This is a genomic window from Cupriavidus sp. GA3-3 (assembly GCF_000389805.1).
GTDB classification, from domain to species: Bacteria; Pseudomonadota; Gammaproteobacteria; order Burkholderiales; family Burkholderiaceae; genus Cupriavidus; species Cupriavidus necator_D.
In genome coordinates this window covers 169,501-195,784 of record NZ_KB944504.1, presented here as the reverse complement: position 1 = coordinate 195,784, position 26,284 = coordinate 169,501, and the positions used below count along the sequence as shown (strand labels likewise).

Below are 26,284 nucleotides of genomic sequence, written 5' to 3'. Positions count from 1 at the left end.
CATGAATTTCGATTTGGCGGACTTGCGAGCGTTCCTGGCCGTAGCCGATCTGGGCAGCTTCAAGGCGGCATCCGATGCGATGTTCCTGTCGCAGTCGGCACTGTCGCGTCGCGTCGATAAACTGGAAGAAGCGCTTGGCGTCGCGCTGTTCACGCGGACCACCCGGAAAGTCGAATTGACTACCCTGGGCCGCATGTTTGTGCACAAGGCGCGAAACGTCATCAACGAGCTGGAAGAGGCCATGCTCGGCATCCAGACCGTTGCCGATCGGCTGTCGGGCGAGGTGACGCTTGCATGCGTACCGTCTGCGGTCGGGCATTTCCTGCCCTCTGTCGTGGGGCCGTATCACGAGCGCTATCCGGGGATACGGATCCGCATCATTGACGAGTCTTCCGGGGATGTCCTTCTCGCGGTCACGCGCGGCGATGCGGATTTCGGCCTGACCTATATCGGGACGCAGGAGCCTGACATCGATTTCTGCCCCTTGATTGAAGAGGCGTTCGTTGTCGCCTGTCGCAAGGGGCATCCGCTGGCGACGCGAAGAAGCGTCAAATGGAAAGACCTTGAAGGCTTTGACTACATTACGCTCGCGCAAGGCAGCGGCAACCGCTTCCTGATCGACCAGGCCCTTGCGCGGCTGCCGGTAAGACCGCGATGGTACTGCGAGGTAAATCATGTTCCCGCCTTGGTAAGCCTGGTCCAGGCCGACCTGGGAATCGGTGTTGTGCCTCGAATGGCTTTGCCGCCGAAGTCCAGCAGTGGTCTGCTTGCGATCCCGCTGACTGACCCAGTGATAACTCGAACGTTGGGATTGATCTCGCGACGAGGACGCCCGTTGGCGCCGGCCGCTCAGTTTCTCTTTGACATGCTTATCCGAAGAGGAACAGCGAAACCCTAGGCGCGTGGCACGAAGTTACTGCCGTGTCAGTGACCACCGGTGTCAGAGCACCCATGGTCACTCGGGAAGGAAGCGATGATCGACCGAGAATGGCCGACCCCAGGCACGTCCGGGCGCAGTTTGGCCTTGACGCCATCCACGTTCAGGCCCCCGACGTGATCCATGTGCATATGCGTAATCACGATGTCGGTGATCGCAGCCAGGCCTCGACCGTCGCACGTCTTGTGCAACCATCGTTGCAACCGATTGTAGGCAGCGGGGGCGAACGCCAGTAGCATCGCGAAGGCCCTCAGTATGTTGACCGAACGGCAACAATTGCTCCTGCGTCAGTACGAGCGCATGCGGAAATATCACGAACGCATCCACGCCATGCGTGGCATGCAGATTTACAGACGCGCCGAATCACGCGTGATTGACCCGATCGCACCAGGCGGGCCGGAAGCCGGGAAGCTGCCGGCCCGCTTCTTATTTCGACGCTGGGTAGGCTTCAGGCGGCCCGGTGAACCTCCGCCGCCACCCCGGCCAGCATGAGGTCGAGGTTCTGCACTGCCGCCCCCGAAGCACCCTTGCCGAGGTTGTCGAACACCGCTGCCAACAGCACTTGCCCGTGCTCGCAGTTGGCGAACACGCCCAGGCGCAGGTCGTTGGTGCCGTTCAGTGCCTGCGGGTCGAGGTGAGTGGCGGCGGCCGATTCGGCTAGCGGCATCACCTCGACATGGCGGGCGTTGGCGTAGTGGTCGAGCAGGCAGGCGTGCAGCCTGCCGACGTCCGTGCCGGGTGCCAGCAGGTCCAACTCCAGCGCCACCGTCAGTACGATACCTTGCCGGAAGGCGCCGTAGGCCGGCACGAAGGCGGGGCGCCGTGCCAGGCTCGCGTGCTGCTGGATTTCAGGCGTGTGCTTGTGCGCCAGGTCCAGGCCATAGACCTGGAAGGGCAGGGCCCGGGTGGCCTCCGGTCCCTCGTAGGTATCGACGGCGATGCGGCCGCCACCCGAATAACCCGACACCGCATGGATGGCGATGGGGTAGTCGTGCGGCAGCAGGCCGGCCTCCGCCAGGGGGCGCAACAGGCCGATCGCCCCGGTGGGATAGCAGCCCGGATTGCTGACGCGCAGCGCGCCCGCGATGCGCTGCGCCTGGCCGGCGGTCATCTCGGGAAAGCCGTAGGTCCAGCCGGGCTGCGTGCGGTGTGCCGAACTGGCGTCGATCACACGCACCGCAGAGTTGACGATGGACGCCACCGCCTCGCGTGCGGCGGAGTCCGGCAGGCACAGGATGGCGATGTCGCAGCCGTTGATGGCGTCGGCGCGGGCGCGCGCATCCTTGCGCTGGCCGGCGGGCAGTGTCAGCAGGCGCAGATCGTCGCGTCCGCGCAGGCGCTCGTGGATCTGAAGGCCGGTGGTGCCCTGGTCGCCGTCGATGAAAACAAGAGGGTAGCGCATGGGATGGATCCTTGGCAGTGGCGTGAAAGTGGCGGCCCCGGCCGGTTCAGCATCAGCTCTGCGTTGGTGCGGCCGGTACAGGAAGCGCCATCTTGCGCCACCGGCTAGAATCGAAGAAGTTGAATTTCATGACGATGAAATTCACGTTTCCTGAACGATATTCCTCGTCAGCAGATACGCCCTTAACCGGAGTGCCGCCCCATGCGCGAGATCAGCCTGGACCGCCTGCGTACCCTCGTCGCCATCGCCGATCTGGGTTCCTTCGCCGAAGCCGCGCGCGCGTTGCACCTGGCTCCGCCCACCGTCAGCCTTCACATTGCCGAGCTGGAAGCCCGTGTCGGTGCGCAACTGCTGACGCGCAGGCGCGGTGAGGTGCGCCCGTCGTCCATTGGCGAGACCCTGGTCGATCGCGCCCGCCGCCTGCTGGCCGATGCCGACCTTGCGCTGGACGACGTGCAGCGTCAGGTGCAGGGGTTGACCGGCCGCGTGCGCCTCGGCGCCTCGACCGGGGCCATCGCCCACCTGCTGCCGCAGGCGCTGGCCATGCTGGCGGAGCGGCATCCCGACATCGACGTGCAGGTGGCCGTGCTTACCTCGGAGGAGACGCTGGCGCGGCTGGCCGCCGGCACGCTGGAGATCGGTCTGGTGGCACTGCCACAGGCGCGCGTGGCGGGGCTGACCATCCGCCCTTGGCGGCGCGATCCGGTACGGGCTTTCCTGCCAGCGAGCTGGCCCTGCCCGGCGCGCATCACGCCGGCCTGGCTGGCAACGCGCCCGCTGATCCTCAATGACGGCACCACGCGCCTGTCGCGCCTGACCGCCGAGTGGTTCGCCAGCGGTGGCCACAGGCCGGCGCCGCGGATTCAGCTCAACTACAACGACGCCATCAAGAGCCTGGTGGCGGCCGGCTATGGTGCGGCCCTGCTGCCACACGAGGTCACCACGCCGGCGCCGGATGCGCGCATAGTGATGCGGCCGCTGCGGCCGGCGTTGTGGCGGCGACTGGGGTTGGCGCACAGCGGGGAACGGGTAGAACGTGCCACGGAATACGTACTGGAGGCCCTGTGGGCGCTGCGGGCGGGATAGTGCCGTTGGCCACACGTCGGCCGGCGGCTGTGCGCGGCGCCGCCACGCGTTGATCGTGTCCTCGATTGCATTGATGGAGACATTTGCCGCGCCTGTCTGCATGTTGCGGTCATGGGCCCCTCACTGGTGAGCGCCCCAAGCTCAGCGCCCATGGGGCTGCTAGCGGCGGGCGGCATAAGCGCCGTGCCGTTTCGGACTAGAATCCTCTGAGGAGGTGTCAGTCATGTCAGCTATCAAGCGCATCGATCCGGGCCATTCCGCCCATCAGGCCGCGCCGCACAGGACCCCCCGCTACCCTGCGGAGCACGTCACGCTGACGGCTGGCTCCAGGAAGAGGCTACGCCCCAGTGTGCCGCATCGAAAGGTCGGGCGCGGCAAGGTCGGCGTCGGCGGCAAGTAGGGACCTGCAGCGGCTGGTCGGCTTCGCGCCCGGCGGCTCGGTCGATGGGCCGGCCGGTCCCGTACAGGCACTCGATCACTTCTTCACGATCGAAGTACGCGCCGGCGCGTGACGTTCAGTTCGTTGCCATAGTCTGTGTCGGCATCAGCGATCACCGGTACCACTACCGACTGCGCGATGACGCGTGAACAAGCTGGGCGCGGGGCAGATCACGCACGATGTGTCGTCGGCGCCAGAGGGTTAGCGTCATTCTTGAACTCGTGTGCACCCTCATCGCACGCCGGCGCGGAGCAGAGTTTGCAGCTACTTGAGCGCTATTGGGTTCGCAGGCTTGTGTTTACAGCGCGAGCGTCTACCGTGATAGGCGATCCCACAGGAAAGGAGACAGCAATGAAAAAGCTAGCTTTCCTCGCCGCCCTTTCGCTAACGGCCGTTGCGGCGTGGGCGCAGGGCGGTCGCTACGGTTCGCCTCCAACACCGGGGACTGACACTGGCAGGCGCGCGGAGCCAACTGTGCAGGCCGCCAGCGGAGCTTCCGGCGAGAGTGCCAAGAAAGACAAGAGCGAAGCGCACGGCAAGGTTGACCGCAGTAAGGGGCGTGCCGGCGGCCAAGGCGCTTCCGCCGCGGCAACGCGTGGCCGTCCTGCATCGGCGCCCGAGAGCCAGCCCTGAGCTGGCCACCGCGAGTTCTTGTTCCCCAATAGGGATTGCACAACCCTTGACTGGATGATCGCTCGCGCCTGCCCGCGGGCAGGCGATGCTAAGTATCGTGCCCGGTCAGATCGCGGATGCGGGGGTAGACGTCGGTGCACCAGCGAGGCCCGCAGAACAGATCATAGTGGCCGCACTGGCGGGCCGTGAGGTGCCGCTTGTCGCATGCGGCGATGCCTTGGCACAGATCGTGCGCGGCCTGCGTCTGGCCCCGGCCGGAAATCTCATCCTGTTCGCCCTCGATGGTCAGCAGTGCGGTGGTACGGATGTCCTGTGGCCGCACTGCCTCGCCCCGCACCTGCCAGCTGCCGCGCGCCAACTGAAATTCCTGGAACACGAGCTGGATGGTGTCCAGGTAAAACTCGGCCGCCATGTCGAGCACCGCGTGGTAGGCATCGCAGGCACGCCGGTGCTCCTTGGCACGCACGGGGTCGCAGCGAACGAGATCCAGGCAATAGTCCCAATAAGCCTCCCCCAGACGTTCTGGCTGTGCCGCCGCCAAGCCGGCAAGTTGCAGAAAGCTTGGGCACACCTTGCGTCCGGCACCCGGGTAGGGCTGCGGTACCGCATAGGTCAGGTTACGCTGAAACCACGCGAGAGAGTGGCGCGCGGCCAGACGTCCGAGTGCAGTCGGGCTGCGGCGTGCATCGACCGGGCCGCCCACCAGGATGAGGCTCCTGGGCGTCGGCTCACCCGCGCTCGCCAACAGGGAAACCGCAGCCAGCGCTGGCACGGTGGCCTGACAGATGGCCAGCACATGTAGCGGTTCCGCCCCGATCCGACGGATAAAGGCCTGCAGGTGGGCCACCTGGTCATCGAGGTGGAACGGTCCTTCGGCCACCGGCACGCGACGCGCATCGTTCCAATCCGTCACATACACGACATGCTCGGGCAGCAAGGCCTGCACGACTTCACGCAGCATGACGGCATGATGGCCCGCCAGCGGCGCACAGACCAGCACCGGCGGCGTCGGTGCGGTGCAAGGGTCAAGCGCGCCCATGTCGGGTGCGAAGCGCAGCAGCCGGCAAAACGGCCCTTCCACGATGACCTGCTCAGCCACCGCGATGACGTGGCCGTCGCGCCGGATGGCGGTGATGATGCCAAACGACGGCTTCTCGCAGGTCCTGCCGAGCCGGTAGAGCATCTCATAGCCAGCAGCAAAGCCCGATGCGCCCGGGACATACGCGAAGGGGCTGGCCGGATCGATGAACGCATTTGCTGCGCTCGCCGCCCATGCGGTGAATGGCGCGAGCAGCGCGCGCTGATACTCGACGAGCTGGTACAGCATGAAGACTCCCGTAGGAACGCGCACACGATTCCGGCTGGCAATGACATCCGCGCTGTGTTGCTCACGGCGATGGGCATGCTGCCGGGGTCGATGTGCCTCTCCATGGCAACAGGTGTCACCGCGGGGGGGGAAGTGCAGTCATAAACACGGGCCAGGATTTCACTATATGTCGGACAGGCCTTGCTGCAACGCCAAACATCAAGCGCCGCGCCGCTGGCGGGGCCCGCTTGCTTGCGACCCCGTACCGGTCTTCCGCATCCTGTTACGTGAACGGCCGGAATTCGATGGTTCACCGCCGATCCGATAGGGCGTGACCAGCCATCCCACCGCCGCCATCACACTGGACGCAACGCCTCAAGCATGATGTCAGCCAGGCGCTGCGATACCTCGGACGCGGGTCCCGGCGCGCGCAGCAGCATCAGGGGCATCTTGCCGAGCGGCGGCAATCCTTCGGCAGCCCCAAGTTGCCGCAGCGATGCCGGCAAGCCGTAGGGCGTGCGGACCACCAACCCAAGTCCGGCTGCCGCGGCGGCCCACAGGCCACCAAGGTTGGGGCTGGTGAACGAAACGCGCCAGGGGATTCCGGCGCGGTCCAATGCCGCCGTGGCGGCATCGTGGAAATGGCAGGGCCGGTCGAACGCCGCCAGCGGTATCGGCTGGCCGGGCTCGATGTGCCACGGCAGCGCAGCCGGTCCGACCCAGCACATCGGCGGTTCGCCGACCACGGCGATATCGGCGCCGGGCTCTCTTGCCGTCCGAGCGCCATCCGCGCCGCCCCAGACCAGCGCGAGATCCAGCGTCCGCGCCTGGATGCGGGCGAACAAATCGTGATTGCGCGCCACCATGGCTTCGACCCGGACCTTCGGATGCGCTCGCGCAAACCGCCCCAACACCTCCGGCAGCATTGCCTCGCCGAACTCTTCCTGCAGTCCCAATCGCACGCCGCCGGACAGGTCCACCCCTTTCACGGCCGCGGCAGCTTCGTCGTTCAGGGCAACGATTCTGCGCGCGTAGCCAAGCAGCAGACTCCCCGCCTCGGTAAGTTCCAGGGTCCGGCCGGCCTTGCGAAACAGCGGCGTGCCTGCCATGTCCTCGAGCTTGTGAATCTGCGCACTGACGGCCGAAGTGGAGCGCCCGACCTGCTCCGCAGCGCGCGCGAAGCTGCCCAGGTCGATGCCGGCGATCAAGCTGCGCAGCGCGGCAATATCAAGATTCGACGTCATGGCAATCGTGCGGAAAAACGAAACAATTGGTCCCAAACTTTCTGATTTTCAAGACGAATATTGGTTGCAATACTGACGCCCTGTCAACAGCCTTATCGGAGGGCCGTCGTGGCCGAGTCCGTCTGTTTTGCCCGCCCTGGTGGCAATTCCCTCGCGGCTTCCGCCGCTTCGCATCGCTGGAAAGTGTTGGGCGTCGGCGTTGCCGCGAACGCCAGCTTCATCGCTGCCGCCAACGGGTTGCTCGCCACCGCGGTGTGGCTGCGCAGCGCCTATCAGATCGACAACGGGGGGCTTGGCCTGCTGCTTGGTGCGTTGGGCATCGGCGCCGCGTTGTCCGAACTGCCGTGGGGCGCAGCGGCCGACCGGTGGGGCGACCGTCGCGTCCTGCTGTACGGGCTCGGCGCCACCGCTATCATACTGGCGGTGATGGCACTGTTCCTGGCCCCAAGGCCGGATCGCGTGCCGTCCTTGCCGGTGGCGATGGCCTGCATGGCGCTGCTGGGACTGGCGGGCGGCAGCGTCAACGGGGCCAGCGGGCGGGCGGTGATGCGATGGTTCGCCGACGGCGAGCGCGGCCTGGCGATGAGTATCCGCCAGACGGCGGTGCCCCTCGGCGGCGGGCTAGGGGCGCTCGTGTTGCCGTGGCTGGCCTTTGCCATGGGCTTTCGCTGGGTGTACGCAGTCCTGGCCGCGTTCTGCCTTGCCTCTGCCTGGCTGACCTGGCGATGGCTGCACGAACCCACGCATCTCGCTGCCCCCGCGTCGGCACGACGCCATGCGCATGACAATGCCAGCCCGTTGCGCAGCCTGCGGGTCTGGCGCATTGCGTTGGCCATCGGCATCCTGTGCGCGCCCCAGTTCGCGGTCTTGAGCTTCGCCTCGGTGTTCCTGCACGATGCGGCCCATGTGGCTGTGTCGGGCATCGCCGCCACCCTTTGCGCTGTGCAGCTCGGCGCGATGGCGATGCGGATCTGGAGCGGCCGCCATACCGATCGGCGTGGCAACCGCCGTGCATGGCTGCGCCATTGCACGCTGATCGCCGCGCTGATGTTCGTGCCGCTGGCCCTCTGCGCGGCGGTCGGGCAGGGTGTTCCTGCGACGCTGACCATGGTCGCGGTCGTGCTGGCTGGCATCGCGGTTTCGGCCTGGCATGGGGTTGCCTACACCGAACTGGCGACGCAGGCGGGCGCGGAGCGGGCGGGTACGGCCCTCGGACTGGCCAATACGCTGGTCTTCGCCGCGTACTTCGCTGCCCCTGCGGCGATTCCGCTACTGCTCGATAGCGGCGGCTGGGCCGGCGTCTGGCTCCTGGCCGGGGCCTGCGCGGCGACGGCGTGGCCGCTTTTTCCCCGGGCTGGCGATGGTCCCGGCAACTGACTGACGTTTCCAGTCACTGCTTCGACCGGCGAGCAGCTTCACATTAATAGGCATGCGCAGGGTTCTGAAAAGGAGAACCACTGCGACGGGATTTCGGAACTCGCCATATCAATCACGAGGCGCTCAATGGCGACCTTCGCGCTGAATCCTGTAAAGCTCACGCCTGGGTCCCACCCATTTCAGGCGATGACCTTCTACACTGCGGCAGGCTGCTCGCGCAGGCGACGGGCTTCGTCGCGCAGGAACTGCTGGTAATCATCCAGATCGCCGTCGAAGGGCTCGACGCCGCCCTTGGTGACCAACCAGAACTCATCGCATACGGCGCGCAGCAGGGCCCGGTCGTGACTGACCAGCATCACTGTGCCTTCGAATTCGTTGAGCGCCATGCCTAGCGCTTCGCGGGTGGCCAGGTCGAGGTGGTTGGTAGGCTCGTCGAGCAGCAGCAGATTGGGACGCTGCCACACGATCATGCACAACACGAGCCGCGCCTTCTCGCCGCCGCTCATCGTGCTAACCGCCTGATGGACCATGTCGCCACTGAAGTTGAAGGTGCCGAGGAAGGTGCGAAGGGATTGTTCGGTGCCACTCTGGCCGGGAGCGCGCATGTGCGCCGGCGTGTCCTTGGCAAGGCGGATCATGTGTTCCATCGGCGTGTCGAGCGGGCGCAGCACGTCGAGTTCCTGCTGTGCGAAGTAGCCGATATTCAGGCCTTTGCCTTCGCTGATTTCGCCGGCAATCGGTGCCAGCGCGTGCGCCACCGTCTTCACCAGCGTGGACTTTCCTTGGCCGTTGGCACCGAGAATGCCGATGCGCTGCCCGGCCAGCACGGAACGGTTGATGCCCCGCACGATGATCGTGGGCGGCGTGCCCGGCAGTGCGCCGGTCGGCGCCGGGTAGCCAAAGCTCGCGTCCAGCATCGACAACAGCGGGTTCGGGACGTTGAGCGGCTCCTTGAACTCGAAGTTGAACTCTGCGTCGGCAAGTACCGGTGCGATCTTCTCCATGCGTTCGAGCGCCTTGACCCGGCTCTGCGCCTGCTTCGCCTTCGAGGCCTTGGCCTTGAAACGGTCGATGAATTTCTGCAGGTGGGCGATCTTGTCCGCCTGCCTGGCCAGCGCGGCCTGCTGCAATACGAGTTGCTCAGCGCGCATGTCTTCGAATTTGCTGTAGTTGCCGCCATAACGCACGAGCTTGGCGTTGTCGACGTGCACCGTCACCTGCGTCACCGCGTCGAGGAATTCGCGATCGTGGCTGATCACTACCAGGGTTCCCTGATAGCGCTTGAGCCAGGCTTCCAGCCAGACCAGCGCGTCGAGGTCGAGGTGATTGGTCGGCTCGTCGAGCAGCAGCAGGTCGGACGGGCACATGAGCGCGCGCGCCAGTTGCAGTCGCATGCGCCAGCCGCCGGAGAAACTGTTGACCGGCTGACTAAGCTGCGCAGCACTGAAGCCAAGGCCGAGGATCAGCGCTTGGGCACGTGCGGGGGCATCGTGTGCACCGGCGTCGTGCAGGGCCATGTAGGCGTGCGCCATGCGCATGCCGTCGTCGCTGACCTCGGCGGCGGCTACTTCGGCCTGCGCGGCCAACAGCACGGTATCACCCTCGACTACGAAGTCGGTCGCGCTCTGCCCGGTCTCCGGCATCTCCTGCGCGACCTGGCCCATCTTCCATGCAGCGGGAATCGAGAACTCACCGCTGTCTTCGTGTAGCGTCCCGTTGAGAAGGCCGAAGAAGGATGACTTGCCGGCGCCATTGCGGCCGACAAGACCAATCTTTTCGCCGGGGTTGAAGGTGACGGACGCGCGGTCGAGTACGACATTGACGCCGCGGCGCAGCGTGACATTACGGACGGAAATCATAGGGAGCTACTTCAGAGAGGATTCGCATGATAGCCGACCGGATGTGCAGGGCTGTAGTCTGATGCGTTGACGTTTGCGCTCATGGCTGAGATCCATCCTGTAGCGGGGGCATGCCCGCGGGGGAGGGTTTCCCCCGCGGAGGGGACGATCATGCGATCAGCGCGTTGGCGACGATCGCTGCCGCCGCTACGCTGGACGTGCTGATGGCCAGCCAGCATCCCAGCAGGAAGGCGCCGTTGGCCACGCTTCGACCTGGAATCATCTTGTGTGCTCCGAGGGATGGCTGGTGGCGGACATGCATCAGCGCTCGATGACCGGTGCGTGCACGGGAGCCAGCGATTCGTGCGTGGTTGCCGTGCGTTGCGCGGCTTTGTGGACCATCGTATAGGCATAGTCGACCCCCATGCCATAGGCGCCCGAGTGCTCCTTGACCACGGCCATCACGTCGTCGTACGTCTCGCGGTTCTTCCAGTCGCGTTGCCATTCCAGCATGACCTGTTGCCAGGTCACGGGCACCACGCCTGCCTGGACCATGCGCTGCATGGCGTAGTCATGAGCTTCCTTGGTCGTGCCGCCCGAAGCGTCGGCCACCATATAGATCTCGTAGTCGCCCTCAAGCATTGCGCACAACGCGAAGGTAGTGTTGCAGACCTCGGTCCACAGGCCGGCCACGACGATTTTCTTGCGGCCATTGGCGGCCAGCGCGTCGCGCACCTTCTGGTCGTCCCAGGAGTTCATCGAGGTGCGTTCGAGCGTTTGCTTGCCGGGGAAGACGTCGAGCAGTTCGGGGTAGGTATAGCCGGAGAATGAATCGCTCTCGACCGTGGTGATGGTGGTCGGCACATCGAAGATCTTCGCTGCCTTGGCCAGGCCCACGACGTTGTTCTTCATGGTCTGGCGGTCCATCGACTGCACACCAAAAGCCATCTGGGGCTGGTGGTCGATGATGATCAGTTGGCTGTTGCGCGGGGTCAGGACTTCCAGCTTGGCGTTCGACATGTTGCTCTCTCCGATGAAATTTATTCAATGATTTTGAGTTCTCGTTGGGCGGCGCTTTGTTCGCTGCGTTGCGTTGTCGTGCCGTCCATGTGACGAACTATAGCGGAGGAAAGTGCGGAGGCAGTCAGCCAGAGTTGTAAATATTATTCAAAAAATTTGATTAAATCGGGACATGTACGACCCTGGCCCCGGTGGGCGTTTGGTTCCTGAAGCCCGCGAGCGTGGCGGGCTCCGACATGGAGGAGATCGAAAATGACCGCCAGCGGCGCGGCACCAGGCGAACCAGGCAAGCCCGGTCGAGTTAGCATTCAGTACCTGATTGATCTTCGTCCGCCCTCCGACTTTCTCCCGACGCTACTCAGGCGCCATCTGCGGGTCGCGCGGCCCCATGGCGATGCCGTAAGATTCCGAGGGAGCCGGACACACCGGATCCTGGCGCCAACGAAACTCGACCTTCCCTTCCCGCGGGCCGCCACCACGCCGAGCACCTTTCTGACCTAGTCCAATGTGGAAGTTTCGACTTGACCAGACTCTTTGCCGCAAGAGCAGCCTGCCTTGGCGAGTTGGGGAGGCAGGGAGAGAGCGGCACGCCCGCGGCAGGGCCTGCCACGCTCTGATGCTGCTTCTGCTTGCGGGACTCAGTGCCTGTGGGTCGCTTTCTCACAATGCTCCGCGCAATCTGCCTCAGGCAGCGGCTGGCAGCGCATCCGCGACCATGCGCGAACCCACCGACGTCGTTGGCCCGACAACCGTCGCCATGTCGTTCTCTGGCGGTGGCACGCGAGCCGCAGCTTTCGCCTTCGGCGCGCTGCAGGGCCTCGACGCCATGAGAGGTCCCGGGGGCGCGTCCCTGCTCGACGACGTCTCATTTATCAGCAGCGTGTCCGGAGGCTCCATCACCGCGGCGTACTACGGTCTGCACGGCAAGGCCAGCCTGGCGACCTTTCGATCAGTGCTCTTGAAGGACGGAGAGGCGGGACTTCGCTTCAGTCTCCTGAATCCGGTCAACCTTGCGCGCCTCTTCGCGGGAGGCCTCAACAATCGGGAAGATCTCCAGACATGGCTCGACGAAGACGTGTTCAAGGGCGCGACGTTCGCCGACATGTTCCGCCGCGGCAAGCCGCTCGTCTGGATCAACGCCACGAACGTCTACTACCGGGTCGCGTTCCCGTTCAGCCAGCTGGCATTCGATGCGCTATGCAGTGATCTCGCGAGCTTTCCCGTTTCCGAGGCCGTCGCCGCATCCATGGCGGTCCCGCTCTTCTTCGCACCGATCGTCCTTCAAAAATATCCCGAGGCTTGCAGTACACCGCTGCCGAACCTTGACCACGCCCAGAGGCCCGGGCAATCGCTGCTGCTTGGCGCGTTGGCAACCGCCGTTCGCGGTCACCGGGACACTTCGAAGGGAAAGTACATCAAGCTGGTCGACGGCGGGGTGACCGACAACTACGGCCTGGCCACAATTTTGCAATCGCGCCTGCTGCTGGGCACGGCTTACGGTCCCATGAGCGAGAACGACGCGATCAATGTGCGGCGGCTACTCTTCATCGTTGTTGACGCCGGTCAGGGCCCGCGCGGCGATTGGAACCAAAGCCCGGGTGGCCCATCCGGAATCGAAGTCGCAAGCGCAGCCATCGACGCGGGAATGGCGACCAGCGTTCGAATGACCTATGACGCCTTCGTTCCCATGATGCAACGGTGGCGCGATGATCTCGTGGCGTATCGGTGTGCGCTGCCGCATTCCCGGCAGCAGGAGATCGCTGCACGCCGCCCAGGCTGGCGGTGCAATGAAGTCGAATTCTTCGTCACGCGGATCTCGTTTGAGGCCCTCGACAAGGAGCGAGCTGCAAGCCTGAACGATCTGCCGACCAGGCTTCGACTGCCCGAGAAGGACGTCGATCGCCTGATCGAAGCGGGAAGGGATGTCATCCTTGGCAACCCGGTGATCCGCGAGTTCGAGCGCGAATCGACCGAGGCGCGATAGTCCCGCGGCACGCGGCGTGCGTGAGGCCGCGTTCTTGCTGCTCGGCCGCAGCGCTCTGACGGTGGCATGCGTCCGGCATGGCGAGAACGCCCGGTACTCCGTTCACGCCAGCCGCCCTCCATGCACCGGTGCACCGCCCACCGACATGTCGGCGCACAGGATCGTCCCGGTGGTCGACTCGGTCATGAGTAGCGTGGCGCCCTCGGTGCCGCCAAAGCACAGATTGGTCAGCGATGTGCCATCCGGGCTACGAATCACCTCCACAGGCTCGGCGCGATGATTGAGCACCCAGACATAACCAAGTCCGGGATTGGCCACCAGCAGATGGCCATCCGATCTCATTGCCAGACCGTCGGGGCCGCTCGGGCCGTAAGAGGTAAAGAACTGCCCGACCTTGCTGACCGAACCGTCGGCCTGCAACGGCACGCGCCATACGCTGTTGCCGCGGGTCATCGCGACGAACAGCACCTTCTCGTCAGGCGACAGGACGACACCGTTCGGGCTCGGTGCGTTGTCCAGCAGGACGTCCAGCTTGCCGTCGGGCGTCAGCCGATAGACGCGGCCCGTCGGATCGTGCAAGCCGGTCTGGCCCTGGTCGGTGAAGTAGAGGTTGCCCTGCGAATCGAAGGTCAGGTCGTTGACGCCCCGGAAGCGTTCAGAATTCCTGCGCTCGAGAAACGGGGTGACGGTTCCCGACTTTGCATCCAGACGCACCAGGCCGTTGCGATAATCAGTGATCAGGAAGTCACCGCTGGCCAGGCGCTTCATGCCATTCGGTTCACCGTCATACTCGGCAACAAGCTCCCAGTCGCCCTGCATCGAAACACGGAAAATGCGGCCGTAGGGGATGTCCGTTACCCAGAGATGGCCATCGGCCCAGACCGGCCCCTCCAGGAATGAGTCGATCGTCGCCCCGCCGCGATTGGCGTGCGCCCACGCGTTGTCAGGGTCATGCCGACGGAACGACTCCGGAAGCCGGGTGAGCACCTGTGCATCGCGTACGGCCGGTTGCTGAAGTAGGAACATCGCCGCTCCTGGTTATTGCTTCTCAATATGCGCCTTTTGCGCAACCGTTGCCCATTGCGCGGTTTCGCGCTGGATCAGCTGCGCGAACGCGGGGCTGTCCAGGTTGCCCGGCTGCGACCCCATCTGCGCAAGGAATGCCTTCATGTCGGGCGCCTGGAGCGCCTTCTGGATTTCCGTTTGCAGGCGCGTAATGACATCGTTCGGCGTGCCCTTTGGCGCGGCAAGGCCTGACCAGTTGAACAGGCTGAAGTTGGGTACACCAGCTTCAGCGAACGTAGGGACGCCCGGGAACACATCCACCCTGGTCTTGCCACTGATGCCCAGCAGACGCATCTGATTACCCTTGACCGGCGCCAGCGCGGTCGGGGTCGACACGACCAGCAGATCCACGCTACCGGACAGCAGCCCGACCATGGCCTCGCCAGCCCCCTTGTACGGCACATGCATCAGCTTGATACCTGCGGCCTGTTGGAACGCCTCGGCAGAAAAATGCGGCGAACTACCGGGGCCGCCGGTGCCAAACGTCACTTCTCCGGGATGCGCCTTGGCATAGCTGACGAGGGAGGCCAGGTCCTTGAAGCGCGAATCGGCCTTGACGCCAAGCACCACCGGCGAAAATGCGAACGGCGCGATAGGGATCAGAGCTGTCTGATGGTCCCAGTTCAGTTTCTTGAAGACATAGGGGAGGGTGGTATAGGAGTTGTCGTTCGCCAGAAGCGTGTAGCCATCGGCGGGTGCGTTCACGACCAGGGACGTGCCGATCGTGCCGGACGCGCCCGGTTTGTTCTCCACGACGAAGCTCTGCCCCGTCTGCACGGAGAGCTTCTGCGCAACCTTGCGCGTCACGACGTCGACGGCGCCGCCGGGAGGATTCGGCACGATGATGCGGACCGGTTTGTCCGGGTACGCCGCCACAGCGGACAGGCTGACAAGCAGCGTCGTTGCTGCCACCAGGCAGCCAATGGTTCGATAAAACACCTTTGTCTCCTTGTGCTGGGGGGGAGGCCTGACTGTCCGTCGGCTCCTCCCGCGACACTTCTGTTCTAGTTGATGATGCAGCCGTGCGTCGTTCAGGCCGGCGTCGTCACGCCTTGCAGCACCGCCAGGACGTTCTTCGCCGCCCCAACCCCCATGTTCACGTACGCCGCGTTGCTGACGCCGCCGATGTGCGGCGACAGGATGAGGCTGGGAATGTCGCGGAACGGATGCGGCACGGGCATCGGTTCCACGGCAAAGCTGTCCAGGCCAGCGGCATACAGTTTGCCGCTCTGCAGCGCTTCGGCCAGTGCAGGCTCGTCGATGAGCCCGCCTCGCGCCGTATTGACCAGGATCGCGCCGTCCTTGAACGTCGCCAGTGTTTCACGGTTCAACATGCCACGGTTCTCTTCCGTCAACGGGCAGTGCAGCGACACCACGTCCGATTCCCTGAACAACCGGGGCAGGTCGACAAGCGTTACGCCTTCCGGGACTGTCGTCGCATAAGGATCGAAAGCGGTGACATGCATGCCCATCGCCACACCAATCACGGCGGCGCGGCGGCCGATCTCTCCGAGCCCCACAATACCGAGCGTGCAACCGTTCAGCTCGACGGCCCTATAAGTTGCCTTGTCCCAATGACCCTGACGCATGCGATCGTTGAGATGTGGAACAGCTTTGGCGCACGCAAGGATCAGCGCCCACGCATGTTCTGCCACGGCGGCGGCATTGGCCCCGGCTGCGGCGGCCACCTTGATGCCGCGCGCCTGTGCAGCGGATTTATCGATGGTGTCAGTTCCGGTGCCGTGTTTCGAAATCACTTTCAAGGCTGGTGCTGCGTCCATGACTTCAGCGGTCAAGCTGCCGTAGCGCACGATAATGCCGACCGGGTTGTGCTCCTTTGCCAGGGCTGCAATATCGGCGGTCTGGGGCGTTTTCCCCGCGAATACGATCTCATAGTCACCCAGCAGCGCGAGGGCTTCCGGCGCGAGGTCGGCACCCGTGACGATAATGACTTGCTTTTTCGTCACAGTGCTTCTCCCTGCTTCAGGACGCCCGCCGTCACCAGCGATGCCAGCAGCCAGGGCGCGGTGGTATTGCCTTCCCTGATCTGGGCGATGCGCTTGGCTTCCGCCTCTTCCTTCTTTGCCGCCGCATCGAGCAAGGCTTCGATCTTCTCGCGCTCCACCACGACCAGGCCATCGGCATCGCCGCAGATGTAGTCGCCAGGGTTCACCGTGACGCCACCAACAGAAATGGGGTGTCCAATACGCCCGCCAACTTCCTTGGTGGGGCCGTTAGGGTTCGTGCCCACCGAAAAGACCGGGAACTGCATTTCGTCCAGCTCGAGGCTGTCGCGGACCGCGCCGTCGATGACGACACCAGCAAGGCCGCGCTGGCGAGCGGCATGCATCATGATCGTTCCCATCAGCGCAGAGGTCTGGTCCCCTTTGCCGTCGACGACCAGAACATCGCCCGGCTGCGCCAGCGCCAGTGCTGCGTGGATCATCAGATTGTCACCGGGGCGTACCTCGACAGTGAAGGCGGGCCCGGCGACTTTCATGGTCGGGCGCAAGGCCCTGATCCGGCCATGCAACGCGCCGCGGCGTCCGCCGACATCGGAGAGGATCGCCGGTTGGAACCTGGCAGCGCGCGCCACGATCTCGGCGGGCACGCGCTCAAACGATTTGATGATGTTGGGCAAGGTCATGATGGACTCCAGCAATATGAAATGGATAGGTAGATAAGGGCGTCAATCCAGCTTCGTGCCGGAGGTCTTGATGACCGATGCCCAGCGTCCGATGTCCTGCTTGATCAGCGCGCTGAACGCCTCAGGCGTGCCGGCCAGCACCGATGCACCTTGTTCATTCAGCTTCTTGGCGAGCTCCGGGGATTTGAGCGCCTTGTTGAACTCGGTATTGAGGCGTACCACGATGTCCTTCGGTGTCGCGGCAGGCGCGACGAAGCCGAACCAGGTCGCGGTATCAAAGCCGGGATAGCCCAGCTCGGCGACTGTCGGCACCTGGGGCAGGTCTGGCAAACGCTTCGGCGACGTCACCGCGAGCGGCCGCAGCCTGTTGTTCTTGATATGCCCGAGCAACGTTGGCACGGATGCCATGTAGAGATCGACCTGGCCGCCCATCAGGTCGTTGACCGCCTGGGCTGCGCCCTTGTACGGCACATGGGTGAACTTCACCTTCGCGGTACCTTGAAGCAGCTCGCCGCCAAGGTGCGCCACCGTGCCGTTGCCCGGCGATGCGAAATTGATCGCTCCGGGCTTTGCCTTGGCAGCCTGAATCGCGTCCTTCATCGTCTTGTAGGGCGAGTTGACATGCGTCACCAGGACGAGCGGCGCGGAGGCGACCAGACTGATGGGCGCCAGATCCTTCAATGGGTCATACGGCAACCGTTCATACAGCGAGGGATTGATTGCAAGGTTGCTGGTCTGCCCCATGACGATGGTGTAGCCATCGGCCGGCGCCTTGGCTGCCGCGTCCACCCCGAGGTTGCCACCGGACCCTGGCTTGTTCTCCACCACAAAGACCCAGCCGGTCGACTTGGCCACCGTATTGGTCACCTCGCGCGCAATGATGTCCGTGCCCCCGCCGGCGGGAAAAGGCACGATGACGCGGATGGGCTTGGTGGGGTATTGCGGCGCGGCCTGGGTAGTGGCGGACGCCAGAACCAGACCTGCGGCGAGCATGAATATGCAGCGACGGGAAATTGCCTTCATTACTGTCTCCGAATCTCGGTTTCGTTGTGCTTCGGATTGTGGTCGACCGTTTCACGGCATACAATGCTGTTTCATACCGTGCACCGCGTTTCATTCTATGAATGCGAATAGTGATCCAAGGGGCGCCTCAAAAGGCGACGATGGCGCTGGGGGCGTCATAGCGGTCACCCGCGCCCTGCGCGTACTCGAGGCGTTCGGGGTGAACGACCCCCAGCTCTCACTTGCCGAACTGAGCCGGCGGACCGGCATCCACAAGACCACCGTGCTGCGGCTGGCGCGCACGCTGGCGGCGGACAACTATCTGGTGCAGAAGGAAGACGGCAACTGGCGGCTCGGCCGCGCAGCCGGGTGGCTGGGCGCGTGCTACCAGGCCACCTTCAACGTTCAGGAAGTGGTGGAGCCGGTGCTGCGGGAGCTGACGATCAAGACCGGCGAAAGCGCTTCGTTCTACGTCCGGGAGGGGCAACAGCGAACCTGCCTCGTCCGGGTCGAAGGACCGCAGGCCATCCGGCATCACGTCAGGATCGGGGCGGCCCTGCCGCTGGACAGCGGTTCGCCAGGCCGCGTCATCCTGGCGTTCTCAGGTGAGCCGGGCGAGCTTTATGAAATGATCCGCCGCCGTGGATTTCATCTGTCGCTCGGCGAGCGCGAGGCCGAAGTCTCGAGCGTGTCGGCACCGGTTTTCGGATTGCACTGGCGGTTGCTAGGCTCCATGTGCATTTCGGGACCGACCGCCCGGCTAAGCGAAGAGCGTTTGCTGGAGCTGGCACAGACAGTCGTCGACGCGGCGAACAAGCTTTCGTATGCCATGGCAGGAAGCCAACGGCCTGCGATGCAAATTGAAAGGCCGTCGACCTGGCACCCTTGAGATTGCAGATGTGGGGCAAGGAGAGCCGATAGAAATCTTAGATGACCTCTGTCAGTCGCGAGCCGGGCGTTGGGGCTAATCAAGCGGCAAGGCGATGTTGTTCTTCTGCGGCAATAGATGGATACCGTCGCTCAACGTGCGATCGCAACTGGTCATTGAGCACGGCCATCCGGATTTGTGGCAGGTTGTGCGCGCGCCGAGGCCGCCAAGCCATCTGCTGTCGTTTGACGAAGCGCCTGCTCACCACTTGGTTGACGGCCGACTCGACGAAACCGGACCGGCGAGGCTGACGCTTCGTGGGGAGGCTAGGAGCGATCCCATGCTCACAACCGTGATAATGTTCGTCGCCACCACCCTCCTGTGAGACGCAAAGTGATTTCGCACATTTTTCTTGGCGTTAACGACTTCGATCGTGCTTTTGAGTTTTATTCGGCGTTGATGCATGAACTAGGACACAACCTCAAATTCTGCGAGCGCGACACGCCATGGGCAGGGTGGATGGCAACGGACGCACCGCGGCCGCTGTTCCTTATTGGCAAGCCATATGACGGCAATGCTGCGCGAGGTGGGAATGGTCAAATGGTGGCATTGCTTGCGCGTGATCGGCAGACCGTTGACCAGGCATACGCCCGCGCGCTCGCAAACGGAGCAAATTGCGAAGGCGCTCCTGGCCTAAGAGCCCAGTATCACCCTCACTACTACGGCGCATACTTCCGAGATGCTGATGGAAACAAGCTTTGCGTATGCTGCCATCACCTGGTGTCGGTTTAGCGTTATCAATTTAGCACTGACCTGCCTCTGCGCCTGTCGACGCGGCCCTCACCTCAGATGGCCGTCGACGCACTGGCGCGGGCAACGGAAGCCGGTCGATGCCATGCAGCGCAGGAAGTCGACAAACGCGGCTGGACTGAGATAGTTGTCATCCGAGCCATCCGTCCGGTCAAGGAAACGATGGGCGCCTGCGATCCCAGCAGGACACTCGATTATGGCGCACGACCCTCGCCCCGTTTGTGACGCTACTGGTGGGATGCTGAGGCGATCTTTTGAGAAAAAAACTTCACGAAAGCCTCGACCTTCCTCGGGTGATTGCGAGGTTTCGGAAACACCGCATATATTCCCGGCTGCTCAGATGCACCAATCTCGTCGTACTCTTCCAGCAGCCGAATCAAGCCGCCGCTGAGCAAGTCCTGCTCGACAAGCCAGTCGGGCTGCCGGGTGATTCCCTTGCCTGCTTTGGCCCATGCAATCAGCGCATGCGATTCGTTACTCGAAAATGCCCCATCTACCGGAATTGCCATAGTTGTGCCGTCCACCTGGTACTGCCAAGATGAGGAATGCGGTTCATGGCGGTAAATCAGGCACTGATGTCGTGCCAGTTCGGTCGGATGCCGGGGGGCGCCATGAGATGCCAGATAGCCGGGACTGGCGCATGTTACGCGGCGGTACGTGCTGAGGCATCGAGCCGAGAAAGCGGAATCCCCGGGTCGCCCCGCCCGCAGGGCGAGATCGAAGCCGTTGGCCACAAGGTCGACAATCCGGTCGCTAACCTGGAGATCGAGGCTGATTCTCGGGAAGCGTGCCGTGAACTCATCCAGATGCGGGTACACAAAGGTCAGCGCCACGCCCAGCGGTAATGTGACGCGTAACTCACCCCTTGGTTCCGACGCAAGGCGCCGGACCGCATCTTCCGCTTCATGCGACTGTTCAATGATGCGCTTCGCGTGTTTGTACCAGAGCCTGCCTGCCTCGGTCACGGCGATGCGACGCGTCGTCCGGTCGAGCAGGCGCGCGCCAAGCCGTTTTTCTATTCGGGCTAGTGCGCCGGTCACCGTCGCAGGCGCGAGTCCGAGGACCCGGGCTGCCTGCGCCATGCTCCCCGAGTCCACGATCTGGCAGAACACCTGCATGCTGAACAGCTGATCCATCGTCGATTATTCGTAAATCATGAAGAATCCATTCATGGGCGGCTACTTTATCAAAATTTCCGCACACCCTACGATCTTCTCCAATTTAGCATTCATCGCAACACTTCCTGGAGAAGCCCATGACCCAGCACGGCAGTTGTCTCTGCGGACACGTCAAATACCGAATCCACGGCCCGCTAACCGACGTCCTGAATTGTCATTGTTCGATGTGCCGAAAGCTTCATGCCTCGGCCTTCCGCACGAGAGCCAAGGTGGCGATTAGGGATTGGGAATGGGTATCCGGGCAGAACACCGTCAAGTTTTACGAGTCCTCGCCTGGCGAGCACAAGGGATTTTGCAGCGAATGTGGCTCAAGCATATTGACGCGATTTGACAGCAATCCCGATGTAATCGGATTCCCGCTCGGTACGCTTGATAGCGATCCCGGCGTGAAGGCCGAGCGCCATGTTTTTGTCGGCAGCAAGGCGTCGTGGTATGACATCACCGATACGCTTCTGCAGCACAAGGAATACTGAGGCCAGTCGGAACGCAGTACACATACAAGGGAAATATCACGAATAAGAAGCTTAAAATAAAGACTAGTGGAAAGCCACAACAATGCCAGTCTCATCGGCTAGCCCTCAGCTCACCACTTTGCTATGTCTTTTGACAGGTGGTCTTACTCAACCCAAGTTCGCGCGCCCACGTCCTGGAATTGGCGTCGATATGCCAAAGGTGTCGAACCCACGATCTGCCGAAACCGCCTGGCAAAGTTATTTGGTTCACCGAATCCCGTGCTTTGCCCGATTTCTGCGGCCGAGGCGGATGTGAAAGCCAGCAAAGTCTTTGCCCGCTCGATCCGCCTTTCAGTCACGATCTCCAGAAAGGTCTTTCCGGTTTCACTTTTCAGCAGGTGGGCCAGGTGTGTTGCTGATACATGACTGGCCTGCGCAGCGTCGCCCAAGGTCAGTTCCCGCGAAAGGTTTTGGGTGATATACCGAATGCAGCGCAGCACGGACTGCTTGTACGACTGCAGCAACATCCCGTTGCTCTCGCAAAGACGAATCTTGTCACCGTGGCGTCGCCACACCATGCCAATCAGGTTTAGCAAGTGGCTGCGGATCAGCAAGTTGCTGGCCGTATCGTCACTGGGCGATTGCTGGGATTCTTGCGCCATGCGCTCGCATAGCTCCTGAAGGTACTCGGTGTCCAGTTCATCGAACTGAAAATCCAGACAATGCTGAAAGCGGAAGGGACCAAGCTCTGGCGCGCGCGCGAGCGGCACTTCCGACAACTCGAAGACATCAAGGTTAAGCGACGGTAGCAGATACTCTTTGCTGATGTTGATTACGTGGAACTTGCCGTCCACTACGTTCGGAATGTAGTGAACCAGAAACGGCAGGACGAAGCTTACGGTGCCGGGGCGAATGGGCCGCTGCTGGCCCCCAATGTAGTGAGTGGTTTCGCCTAGTGTGTTGACGTAAATCTGGAAGTACTCGTGACGGTGCGGCACCGGGTTCGGCAGACAGTTGCTCTGATCGTGGATGCCAAAGTAGGCGCTCTGCGCCCGGGCCGCCATGGTGTAGTTCCGGATGACAGCACCCTTCTCGCCGTCGTGGTGGAGGGGCAGCAGCGGGTCGTTCGAGGGCTTCGCTCGGTGCATGGAAACGTGGGGGGCAAAGGATCGTAAGGATTGCGCATCTTTTCGCAAGCCTGTGCGTTGAGGCCGAACGACCGCGTCTCTAAACTCTAGCCACTCCGTTCAATAATCTTACACAGAGACAATCCTTATGCCTAGAGCCAGTGCGGACAGCGTCGTGCAATCGACCAAGGTCCTGAGCGTTACCCCCGCCTTCATTGATATCGTTGGCAGCGATCAACGCTTCCCGGTGCGGCGCGTCTATTGCGTGGGGCGCAACTACCTTGCCCATATCCGGGAAATGGGCGAGGGTGACGAACGCGACCCCCCATTCTTCTTCCAGAAGCCGGCCGATGCCATTGTGACCGATGGCCGCGTCCCCTATCCGACGTTTACTGATGACTTTCAGTTCGAGTTTGAACTCGTCGTTGCCATCGGCCGTGAAGCGACGGAAGTGCCGCCGGACACTGCACTGGATCATGTCTTTGGCTATGCCGCAGGGCTTGACATGACGCGGCGGGACCGCCAACGCGAATGCAACAAGCGCGGCCTGCCGTGGGAGCTGGGCAAGTCATTCGACCATTCGGCGCCATGCGGTCCCATCCATCCCGTGGCGAAGGTCGGCCATCTCCGTTCGGGCGCACTGAGCCTGGCGGTAAACGGTGACGTACGACAGCACTCGGTCCTGGAGAAGATGATCTGGAACGTCCATGAAATCGTCAGCGAGCTGTCCAGGCAGTATCGCCTGCTTCCTGGCGACCTGATCTTTACCGGCACGCCAGAAGGCGTTGGTCCGGTGCAGCGCGGTGACAGGTTGATCGGCCGTATTGAAGGGCTCGACCCCTTGCAGGTCGAGATCGTCTGAGTCCCGGGTCAAAGGAAACACGCCATGAAACCACTCGAACGCATCTCATTTTCGGCCATTTCCGAGCGTCCCGCCCTGACGCTGCCGGCTGGCAAGCGCCTGGCCGTTTGGGTCATCGTCAATGTTGAGGAATGGGATATCAACGAGACCATGCCGCGCACGGTTCTCACGCCTCCGGCGGGCGGTTCGCCGATGCCAGACATCCCGAACTGGGCCTGGCACGAGTACGGCAACCGCGTCGGCTTTTGGCGCATGCTGGACGTCATTGACGAGCTTGGGATCAATGCAACGCTCGCCATCAACGGCGCCGCCATCGATGCCTACGAGCCTATCGCCAAGGCGGCGAAGGCGCGTAACTGGGAGTTCATCGGCCATGGCTTTGGGCAGCGCAACATGCAGAAGGTGCCCGACGAAGCGGTCGACATCGCAAAGACCACCGAGGCCATTCGCGCCTACACCGGGAAGCGCCCCCGCGGCTGGCTCGGACCGGGGCTCACCGAGACCTGGAATACACCCGACATCCTCGCGGAGCAAGGCTACGAGTACGTGTGCGACTGGGTGCTCGACGATCAGCCCGTGGAACTGAGGACGCGAGATGGCGGCTGTATCGTGAACGTGCCCTACACACAGGAGTGCAACGATGTAGCGATGATGCTGATCCAGCATCACAAGGCCAGCGAGTATCGCGACCGCGCTATCGACCAGTTCGAGCAACTCTACGCCGATGCGAAGGACTCAGCCCGCGTGATGGCGCTGGTCGTGCATCCGTACATCATGGGCGCGCCACACCGCCTGCGCTATTTCCGGGAGGCGCTGGCGCACATTCGGGCACACGACGACGTTGCCTTCCTGACGGGAGAACAGATCCTCGATTGGTATAAGGCAGCGCGCGCGGCCTCATAGCCGGATCCGTACATCGCCAGAAACTCGAACAAATCTCTCGCTTGACGAGAAGGAGACAACACGTGAATTCCTCGACTTCGGCCGGCCCGCTGACCGGAGACGTGCGCAGCGATGCGCCCGTCACGGCATTGGAGATCGGCATGTTTCTTGTGCTGCTTGCCTCCTATGCGCTCAACGCGATGGACCGGCAGATCTTTCCGCTGATCGCCGCAGATGTGCGAAGGGAGTTTGGGTTCGGCCTCGCCGACACCGGCCTGCTTTCGACCATCTTTACGCTCGGCATGGCACTAGCGGGGGTGCCGACAGGCTACCTGCTGGCGCGGTGGTCGCGCAAGGCCGTGCTCCAGATTGGCATCGCGATCTTCTCGCTTGGCACGCTGTTGACTGCCTACTCGAGCGGCTTTGCCGACATGATCCTCTACCGCGCCGCTACTGGCATCGGCGAAGCGATGCAGCTGACTGTGGTGATCGCCATCGCGGCGAGCTATTTCGCTCGCTTCCGCGCGACGGCCGTTGGGGCCATCAACTTCTCCTTCGGTGTCGGAGCCATCGTGGGACCGCTGCTCGGTGGGCACCTGATCGGCATTGAGCGAAACTGGCGCTTGCCGCTGGTGGTGTTCGGCCTGACCGGATTTGTCGCAATGGCGCTGATCGCGGCTACCGTGAGCAAGCGCATGACCGAAAAGGCCAGCGCGATCGCCACGCACATCGACACGCGCGGTGCAACCACGATGTGGAACCGCAACACGGCTCTCTTGACTGTGATGAGCATCATTGGCGGGTTGTGCATCTATGGCTACCTCGGCATGTACCCCACGTTCCTGCGCGAGCATCTGCACTACACGCCGTCGGACACTGGTCGCGTCATGAGTATCTTCGGGTGCGGCGTGTTCGCCTCCATCTTTGGCGGCTGGCTTGGCGACCGCTTCCACCCCAAGCTTGTGTTGTCGCTGAGCTTTGCGGGGACCGGGCTGCTCGGCTTCCTTCTGTTCTCGGGGCCGACGGGCATGTTGGTCCAATCGGTGCTGTCATTCGTGTGGGGGCTGGTGGTAAGTGGCGTGCTGTACGTGAACCTGGCCGGCTACCATATCAAGTCCGTGCGCTCTTCGCTCACGAATCGGGCCACCGGTGTCTTTGTCACGACGCTCTACGGCGCGGGCGCTTTCGCGGGCTACATCATCGGCGGCATCGCGGCGCGCTTTGGCTGGAGCACCGCCGGCTTTGCGCAGATCACCTTGCTATCGGTCTTCGGAATAGTACTCACCGTGCTACTGCGGACCGACCGGATGTCCTTGCCTGTGCGTAAGCCATGACGCCGGCCGAATGGGTGCTGCTCGGTGGCGCTGCGACTTTCGCCGGGACGCTGAATGCGGTGGCAGGCGGCGGTAGTTTCCTGACACTGCCGGCCTTGGCGATGGTCGGCGTGCCGCTGGTATCTGCCAACGCCACCGGGACCGCCGCGCTCCTGCCTGGCTATATGGCGGGTGCCTGGGCACAGCGCAAGGATCTGTCGGGGCCGATGGCACCCTCGCTTCTTCGGCTAAGCGTGCTGTCGGTGCTGGGCGGTGCGGCAGGCGCCACGTTGCTGCTGTCGACCTCGAACAGCGACTTCGGGCGCATTGTGCCATGGTTGCTGTTGGCGGCGACCCTTCTCTTTGCCTGTGGGCCAAGGCTTCTGCGCAAAGGAGCCGTCGCATCGCAGTCCCCCAGTGAATGGATCACGGACATCTGCATCGCTGCGGTCGCGATCTACGGTGGCTATTTCAACGGCGGTCTCGGCATCTTGCTGCTGGCGGTTCTCGCTGCGCTCGGGCACACCGACATGAGCCGGATGAACGGCATCAAGAACTTCGTCTCCGTGATCCTGACGCTGATAGCTGTCGTCATTTATGCGGCCAGCGGCGCCATCGCCTGGACGCATGCACTATGGATGGCGATCGGCGCCACAGCCGGCGGGTATTTCGGCGGCGTCATGGCTCGGCGACTTAAACCGGCCCTGGTGCGTGGCTTCGTCGTCCTGACAGGGCTGGCAATGACCGCAGCATTCTTTCTCGAGACGAGTTGACCACAACCGTCTTCCTGCAATCCAAATCGCATCGGAAAG

Annotated in this window: 23 protein-coding genes and 2 pseudogenes; 11 read left to right on the top strand and 14 right to left on the bottom strand. The window is 63.1% G+C overall.

Annotation, left to right across the window (positions count from 1 at the left end; genetic code table 11):
* Position 1: 1 nt before the first annotated feature.
* Complete coding sequence (locus C265_RS29385; RefSeq protein WP_010812593.1) at positions 2-898, top strand: LysR family transcriptional regulator; 897 nt, start codon at positions 2-4, stop codon at positions 896-898.
* Between the two features lie 104 nt (positions 899-1,002).
* Here C265_RS29385 and C265_RS32095 read toward each other — a convergent pair.
* Together C265_RS32095 and argC are read right to left on the bottom strand one after the other, a co-directional pair.
* Positions 1,003-1,110 (bottom strand): annotated as a pseudogene (locus C265_RS32095) (MBL fold metallo-hydrolase); the annotation flags it as partial.
* 275 nt (positions 1,111-1,385) lie between these two features.
* Positions 1,386-2,339: an N-acetyl-gamma-glutamyl-phosphate reductase gene (gene argC, locus C265_RS29375; RefSeq protein WP_010812591.1), complete on the bottom strand. Its 954-nt coding sequence runs from the start codon at positions 2,337-2,339 to the stop codon at positions 1,386-1,388.
* A gap of 201 nt (positions 2,340-2,540) precedes the next feature.
* Between argC and C265_RS29370 the strand changes: the two genes are divergently transcribed.
* The gene (locus C265_RS29370) at positions 2,541-3,425 is read left to right on the top strand and encodes a LysR family transcriptional regulator (protein WP_010812590.1); all 885 of its coding nucleotides are present in this window, start codon (positions 2,541-2,543) and stop codon (positions 3,423-3,425) included.
* A gap of 1,160 nt (positions 3,426-4,585) precedes the next feature.
* On the opposite strand, the gene phaZ is transcribed toward C265_RS29370, so the two are convergent.
* Both phaZ and C265_RS29360 read right to left on the bottom strand, forming a co-directional pair.
* On the bottom strand, positions 4,586-5,824 hold the full coding sequence (gene phaZ / locus C265_RS29365) for a polyhydroxyalkanoate depolymerase (protein ID WP_010812589.1): 1,239 nt from the start codon (positions 5,822-5,824) through the stop codon (positions 4,586-4,588).
* A gap of 335 nt (positions 5,825-6,159) precedes the next feature.
* The gene (locus tag C265_RS29360; protein WP_010812588.1) at positions 6,160-7,047 is read right to left on the bottom strand and encodes a LysR substrate-binding domain-containing protein; all 888 of its coding nucleotides are present in this window, start codon (positions 7,045-7,047) and stop codon (positions 6,160-6,162) included.
* A gap of 108 nt (positions 7,048-7,155) precedes the next feature.
* Here C265_RS29360 and C265_RS29355 point away from each other — a divergent pair, with 108 nt between their 5' ends.
* Positions 7,156-8,424 carry an MFS transporter gene (locus C265_RS29355; RefSeq protein WP_037025631.1) on the top strand — a complete coding sequence of 423 codons (1,269 nt, stop codon included), beginning with the start codon at positions 7,156-7,158 and terminating at the stop codon, positions 8,422-8,424.
* 194 nt (positions 8,425-8,618) lie between these two features.
* Here the strand turns inward: C265_RS29355 and C265_RS29350 are convergent, their stop codons facing one another.
* Both C265_RS29350 and C265_RS29340 read right to left on the bottom strand, forming a co-directional pair.
* Positions 8,619-10,283 (bottom strand): ABC-F family ATP-binding cassette domain-containing protein, encoded by a 1,665-nt coding sequence (locus C265_RS29350; RefSeq protein ID WP_010812586.1) that lies wholly within the window; start codon positions 10,281-10,283, stop codon positions 8,619-8,621.
* A gap of 300 nt (positions 10,284-10,583) precedes the next feature.
* A complete protein-coding gene (locus C265_RS29340) occupies positions 10,584-11,282 on the bottom strand; it encodes a hydrolase (protein ID WP_010812585.1) in 699 nt (232 codons plus the stop codon).
* 715 nt (positions 11,283-11,997) lie between these two features.
* On the opposite strand from C265_RS29340, the gene C265_RS29335 reads away from it, so the two are divergent.
* Entirely contained in the window at positions 11,998-13,266 is a 1,269-nt protein-coding gene (locus tag C265_RS29335) for a patatin-like phospholipase family protein (RefSeq protein WP_010812584.1), read from the top strand.
* A gap of 102 nt (positions 13,267-13,368) precedes the next feature.
* Here C265_RS29335 and C265_RS29330 read toward each other — a convergent pair whose 3' ends face one another.
* The 5 genes from C265_RS29330 to C265_RS29310 form a co-directional block, all read right to left on the bottom strand.
* Complete coding sequence (locus C265_RS29330; protein ID WP_010812583.1) at positions 13,369-14,292, bottom strand: SMP-30/gluconolactonase/LRE family protein; 924 nt, start codon at positions 14,290-14,292, stop codon at positions 13,369-13,371.
* Positions 14,293-14,304: 12 nt separating this feature from the next.
* Positions 14,305-15,270, bottom strand: a complete 966-nt coding sequence (locus C265_RS29325) for a tripartite tricarboxylate transporter substrate binding protein (protein ID WP_010812582.1) — start codon at positions 15,268-15,270, stop codon at positions 14,305-14,307.
* A gap of 92 nt (positions 15,271-15,362) precedes the next feature.
* The gene (locus tag C265_RS29320) at positions 15,363-16,298 is read right to left on the bottom strand and encodes an NAD(P)-dependent oxidoreductase (protein WP_010812581.1); all 936 of its coding nucleotides are present in this window, start codon (positions 16,296-16,298) and stop codon (positions 15,363-15,365) included.
* Positions 16,295-16,978, bottom strand: a complete 684-nt coding sequence (locus C265_RS29315; RefSeq protein WP_010812580.1) for an RraA family protein — start codon at positions 16,976-16,978, stop codon at positions 16,295-16,297. Before C265_RS29315 ends, C265_RS29320 begins: the two co-directional genes overlap by 4 nt.
* Positions 16,979-17,020: 42 nt before the next feature.
* Positions 17,021-18,001 carry a tripartite tricarboxylate transporter substrate binding protein gene (locus tag C265_RS29310; RefSeq protein ID WP_010812579.1) on the bottom strand — a complete coding sequence of 327 codons (981 nt, stop codon included), beginning with the start codon at positions 17,999-18,001 and terminating at the stop codon, positions 17,021-17,023.
* A 97-nt stretch (positions 18,002-18,098) separates the two neighbouring features.
* Between C265_RS29310 and C265_RS29305 the strand changes: the two genes are divergently transcribed.
* The gene (locus C265_RS29305; RefSeq protein ID WP_011616511.1) at positions 18,099-18,869 is read left to right on the top strand and encodes an IclR family transcriptional regulator; all 771 of its coding nucleotides are present in this window, start codon (positions 18,099-18,101) and stop codon (positions 18,867-18,869) included.
* Between the two features lie 79 nt (positions 18,870-18,948).
* Here C265_RS29305 and C265_RS33050 read toward each other — a convergent pair.
* Positions 18,949-19,218 (bottom strand): annotated as a pseudogene (locus C265_RS33050) (hypothetical protein); the annotation flags it as partial.
* A 23-nt stretch (positions 19,219-19,241) separates the two neighbouring features.
* On the opposite strand from C265_RS33050, the gene C265_RS31950 reads away from it, so the two are divergent.
* The gene (locus C265_RS31950; RefSeq protein WP_010812577.1) at positions 19,242-19,640 is read left to right on the top strand and encodes a VOC family protein; all 399 of its coding nucleotides are present in this window, start codon (positions 19,242-19,244) and stop codon (positions 19,638-19,640) included.
* A gap of 245 nt (positions 19,641-19,885) precedes the next feature.
* On the opposite strand, the gene C265_RS29295 is transcribed toward C265_RS31950, so the two are convergent.
* Positions 19,886-20,794, bottom strand: a complete 909-nt coding sequence (locus C265_RS29295; protein WP_010812576.1) for a LysR family transcriptional regulator — start codon at positions 20,792-20,794, stop codon at positions 19,886-19,888.
* 119 nt (positions 20,795-20,913) lie between these two features.
* On the opposite strand from C265_RS29295, the gene C265_RS29290 reads away from it, so the two are divergent.
* Positions 20,914-21,309 carry a GFA family protein gene (locus C265_RS29290; RefSeq protein WP_011616585.1) on the top strand — a complete coding sequence of 132 codons (396 nt, stop codon included), beginning with the start codon at positions 20,914-20,916 and terminating at the stop codon, positions 21,307-21,309.
* Positions 21,310-21,452: 143 nt separating this feature from the next.
* On the opposite strand, the gene C265_RS29285 is transcribed toward C265_RS29290, so the two are convergent.
* Entirely contained in the window at positions 21,453-22,436 is a 984-nt protein-coding gene (locus C265_RS29285) for an AraC family transcriptional regulator (RefSeq protein ID WP_010812574.1), read from the bottom strand.
* A gap of 154 nt (positions 22,437-22,590) precedes the next feature.
* Here C265_RS29285 and C265_RS29280 point away from each other — a divergent pair, with 154 nt between their 5' ends.
* The 4 genes from C265_RS29280 (at position 22,591) to C265_RS29265 (ending at position 26,245) form a co-directional block, all read left to right on the top strand.
* Positions 22,591-23,277 carry a fumarylacetoacetate hydrolase family protein gene (locus tag C265_RS29280; RefSeq protein ID WP_010812573.1) on the top strand — a complete coding sequence of 229 codons (687 nt, stop codon included), beginning with the start codon at positions 22,591-22,593 and terminating at the stop codon, positions 23,275-23,277.
* 24 nt (positions 23,278-23,301) lie between these two features.
* Complete coding sequence (locus C265_RS29275; RefSeq protein WP_010812572.1) at positions 23,302-24,180, top strand: polysaccharide deacetylase family protein; 879 nt, start codon at positions 23,302-23,304, stop codon at positions 24,178-24,180.
* A gap of 62 nt (positions 24,181-24,242) precedes the next feature.
* Positions 24,243-25,493, top strand: coding sequence for an MFS transporter (locus C265_RS29270; protein WP_010812571.1), 1,251 nt, complete (start codon positions 24,243-24,245; stop codon positions 25,491-25,493).
* On the top strand, positions 25,490-26,245 hold the full coding sequence (locus C265_RS29265) for a sulfite exporter TauE/SafE family protein (protein ID WP_010812570.1): 756 nt from the start codon (positions 25,490-25,492) through the stop codon (positions 26,243-26,245). The genes C265_RS29270 and C265_RS29265 overlap by 4 nt, the downstream gene beginning before the upstream one ends.
* The last annotated feature ends 39 nt before the right edge of the window (positions 26,246-26,284 follow it).

What these genes read in the sequence shown, in the direction of transcription:
- C265_RS29385 (WP_010812593.1), top strand. Translation starts at nt 2, where the DNA reads ATGAATTTCGATTTGGCGGACTTGCGAGCGTTCCTGGCCGTAGCCGAT.
- argC (WP_010812591.1), bottom strand. Translation starts at nt 2,339, where the DNA reads ATGCGCTACCCTCTTGTTTTCATCGACGGCGACCAGGGCACCACCGGC.
- C265_RS29370 (WP_010812590.1), top strand. Translation starts at nt 2,541, where the DNA reads ATGCGCGAGATCAGCCTGGACCGCCTGCGTACCCTCGTCGCCATCGCC.
- phaZ (WP_010812589.1), bottom strand. Translation starts at nt 5,824, where the DNA reads ATGCTGTACCAGCTCGTCGAGTATCAGCGCGCGCTGCTCGCGCCATTC.
- C265_RS29360 (WP_010812588.1), bottom strand. Translation starts at nt 7,047, where the DNA reads ATGACGTCGAATCTTGATATTGCCGCGCTGCGCAGCTTGATCGCCGGC.
- C265_RS29350 (WP_010812586.1), bottom strand. Translation starts at nt 10,283, where the DNA reads ATGATTTCCGTCCGTAATGTCACGCTGCGCCGCGGCGTCAATGTCGTA.
- C265_RS29340 (WP_010812585.1), bottom strand. Translation starts at nt 11,282, where the DNA reads ATGTCGAACGCCAAGCTGGAAGTCCTGACCCCGCGCAACAGCCAACTG.
- C265_RS29335 (WP_010812584.1), top strand. Translation starts at nt 11,998, where the DNA reads ATGCGCGAACCCACCGACGTCGTTGGCCCGACAACCGTCGCCATGTCG.
- C265_RS29330 (WP_010812583.1), bottom strand. Translation starts at nt 14,292, where the DNA reads ATGTTCCTACTTCAGCAACCGGCCGTACGCGATGCACAGGTGCTCACC.
- C265_RS29315 (WP_010812580.1), bottom strand. Translation starts at nt 16,978, where the DNA reads ATGACCTTGCCCAACATCATCAAATCGTTTGAGCGCGTGCCCGCCGAG.
- C265_RS29310 (WP_010812579.1), bottom strand. Translation starts at nt 18,001, where the DNA reads ATGAAGGCAATTTCCCGTCGCTGCATATTCATGCTCGCCGCAGGTCTG.
- C265_RS29305 (WP_011616511.1), top strand. Translation starts at nt 18,099, where the DNA reads ATGAATGCGAATAGTGATCCAAGGGGCGCCTCAAAAGGCGACGATGGC.
- C265_RS29295 (WP_010812576.1), bottom strand. Translation starts at nt 20,794, where the DNA reads ATGGATCAGCTGTTCAGCATGCAGGTGTTCTGCCAGATCGTGGACTCG.
- C265_RS29290 (WP_011616585.1), top strand. Translation starts at nt 20,914, where the DNA reads ATGACCCAGCACGGCAGTTGTCTCTGCGGACACGTCAAATACCGAATC.
- C265_RS29285 (WP_010812574.1), bottom strand. Translation starts at nt 22,436, where the DNA reads ATGCACCGAGCGAAGCCCTCGAACGACCCGCTGCTGCCCCTCCACCAC.
- C265_RS29275 (WP_010812572.1), top strand. Translation starts at nt 23,302, where the DNA reads ATGAAACCACTCGAACGCATCTCATTTTCGGCCATTTCCGAGCGTCCC.
- C265_RS29265 (WP_010812570.1), top strand. Translation starts at nt 25,490, where the DNA reads ATGACGCCGGCCGAATGGGTGCTGCTCGGTGGCGCTGCGACTTTCGCC.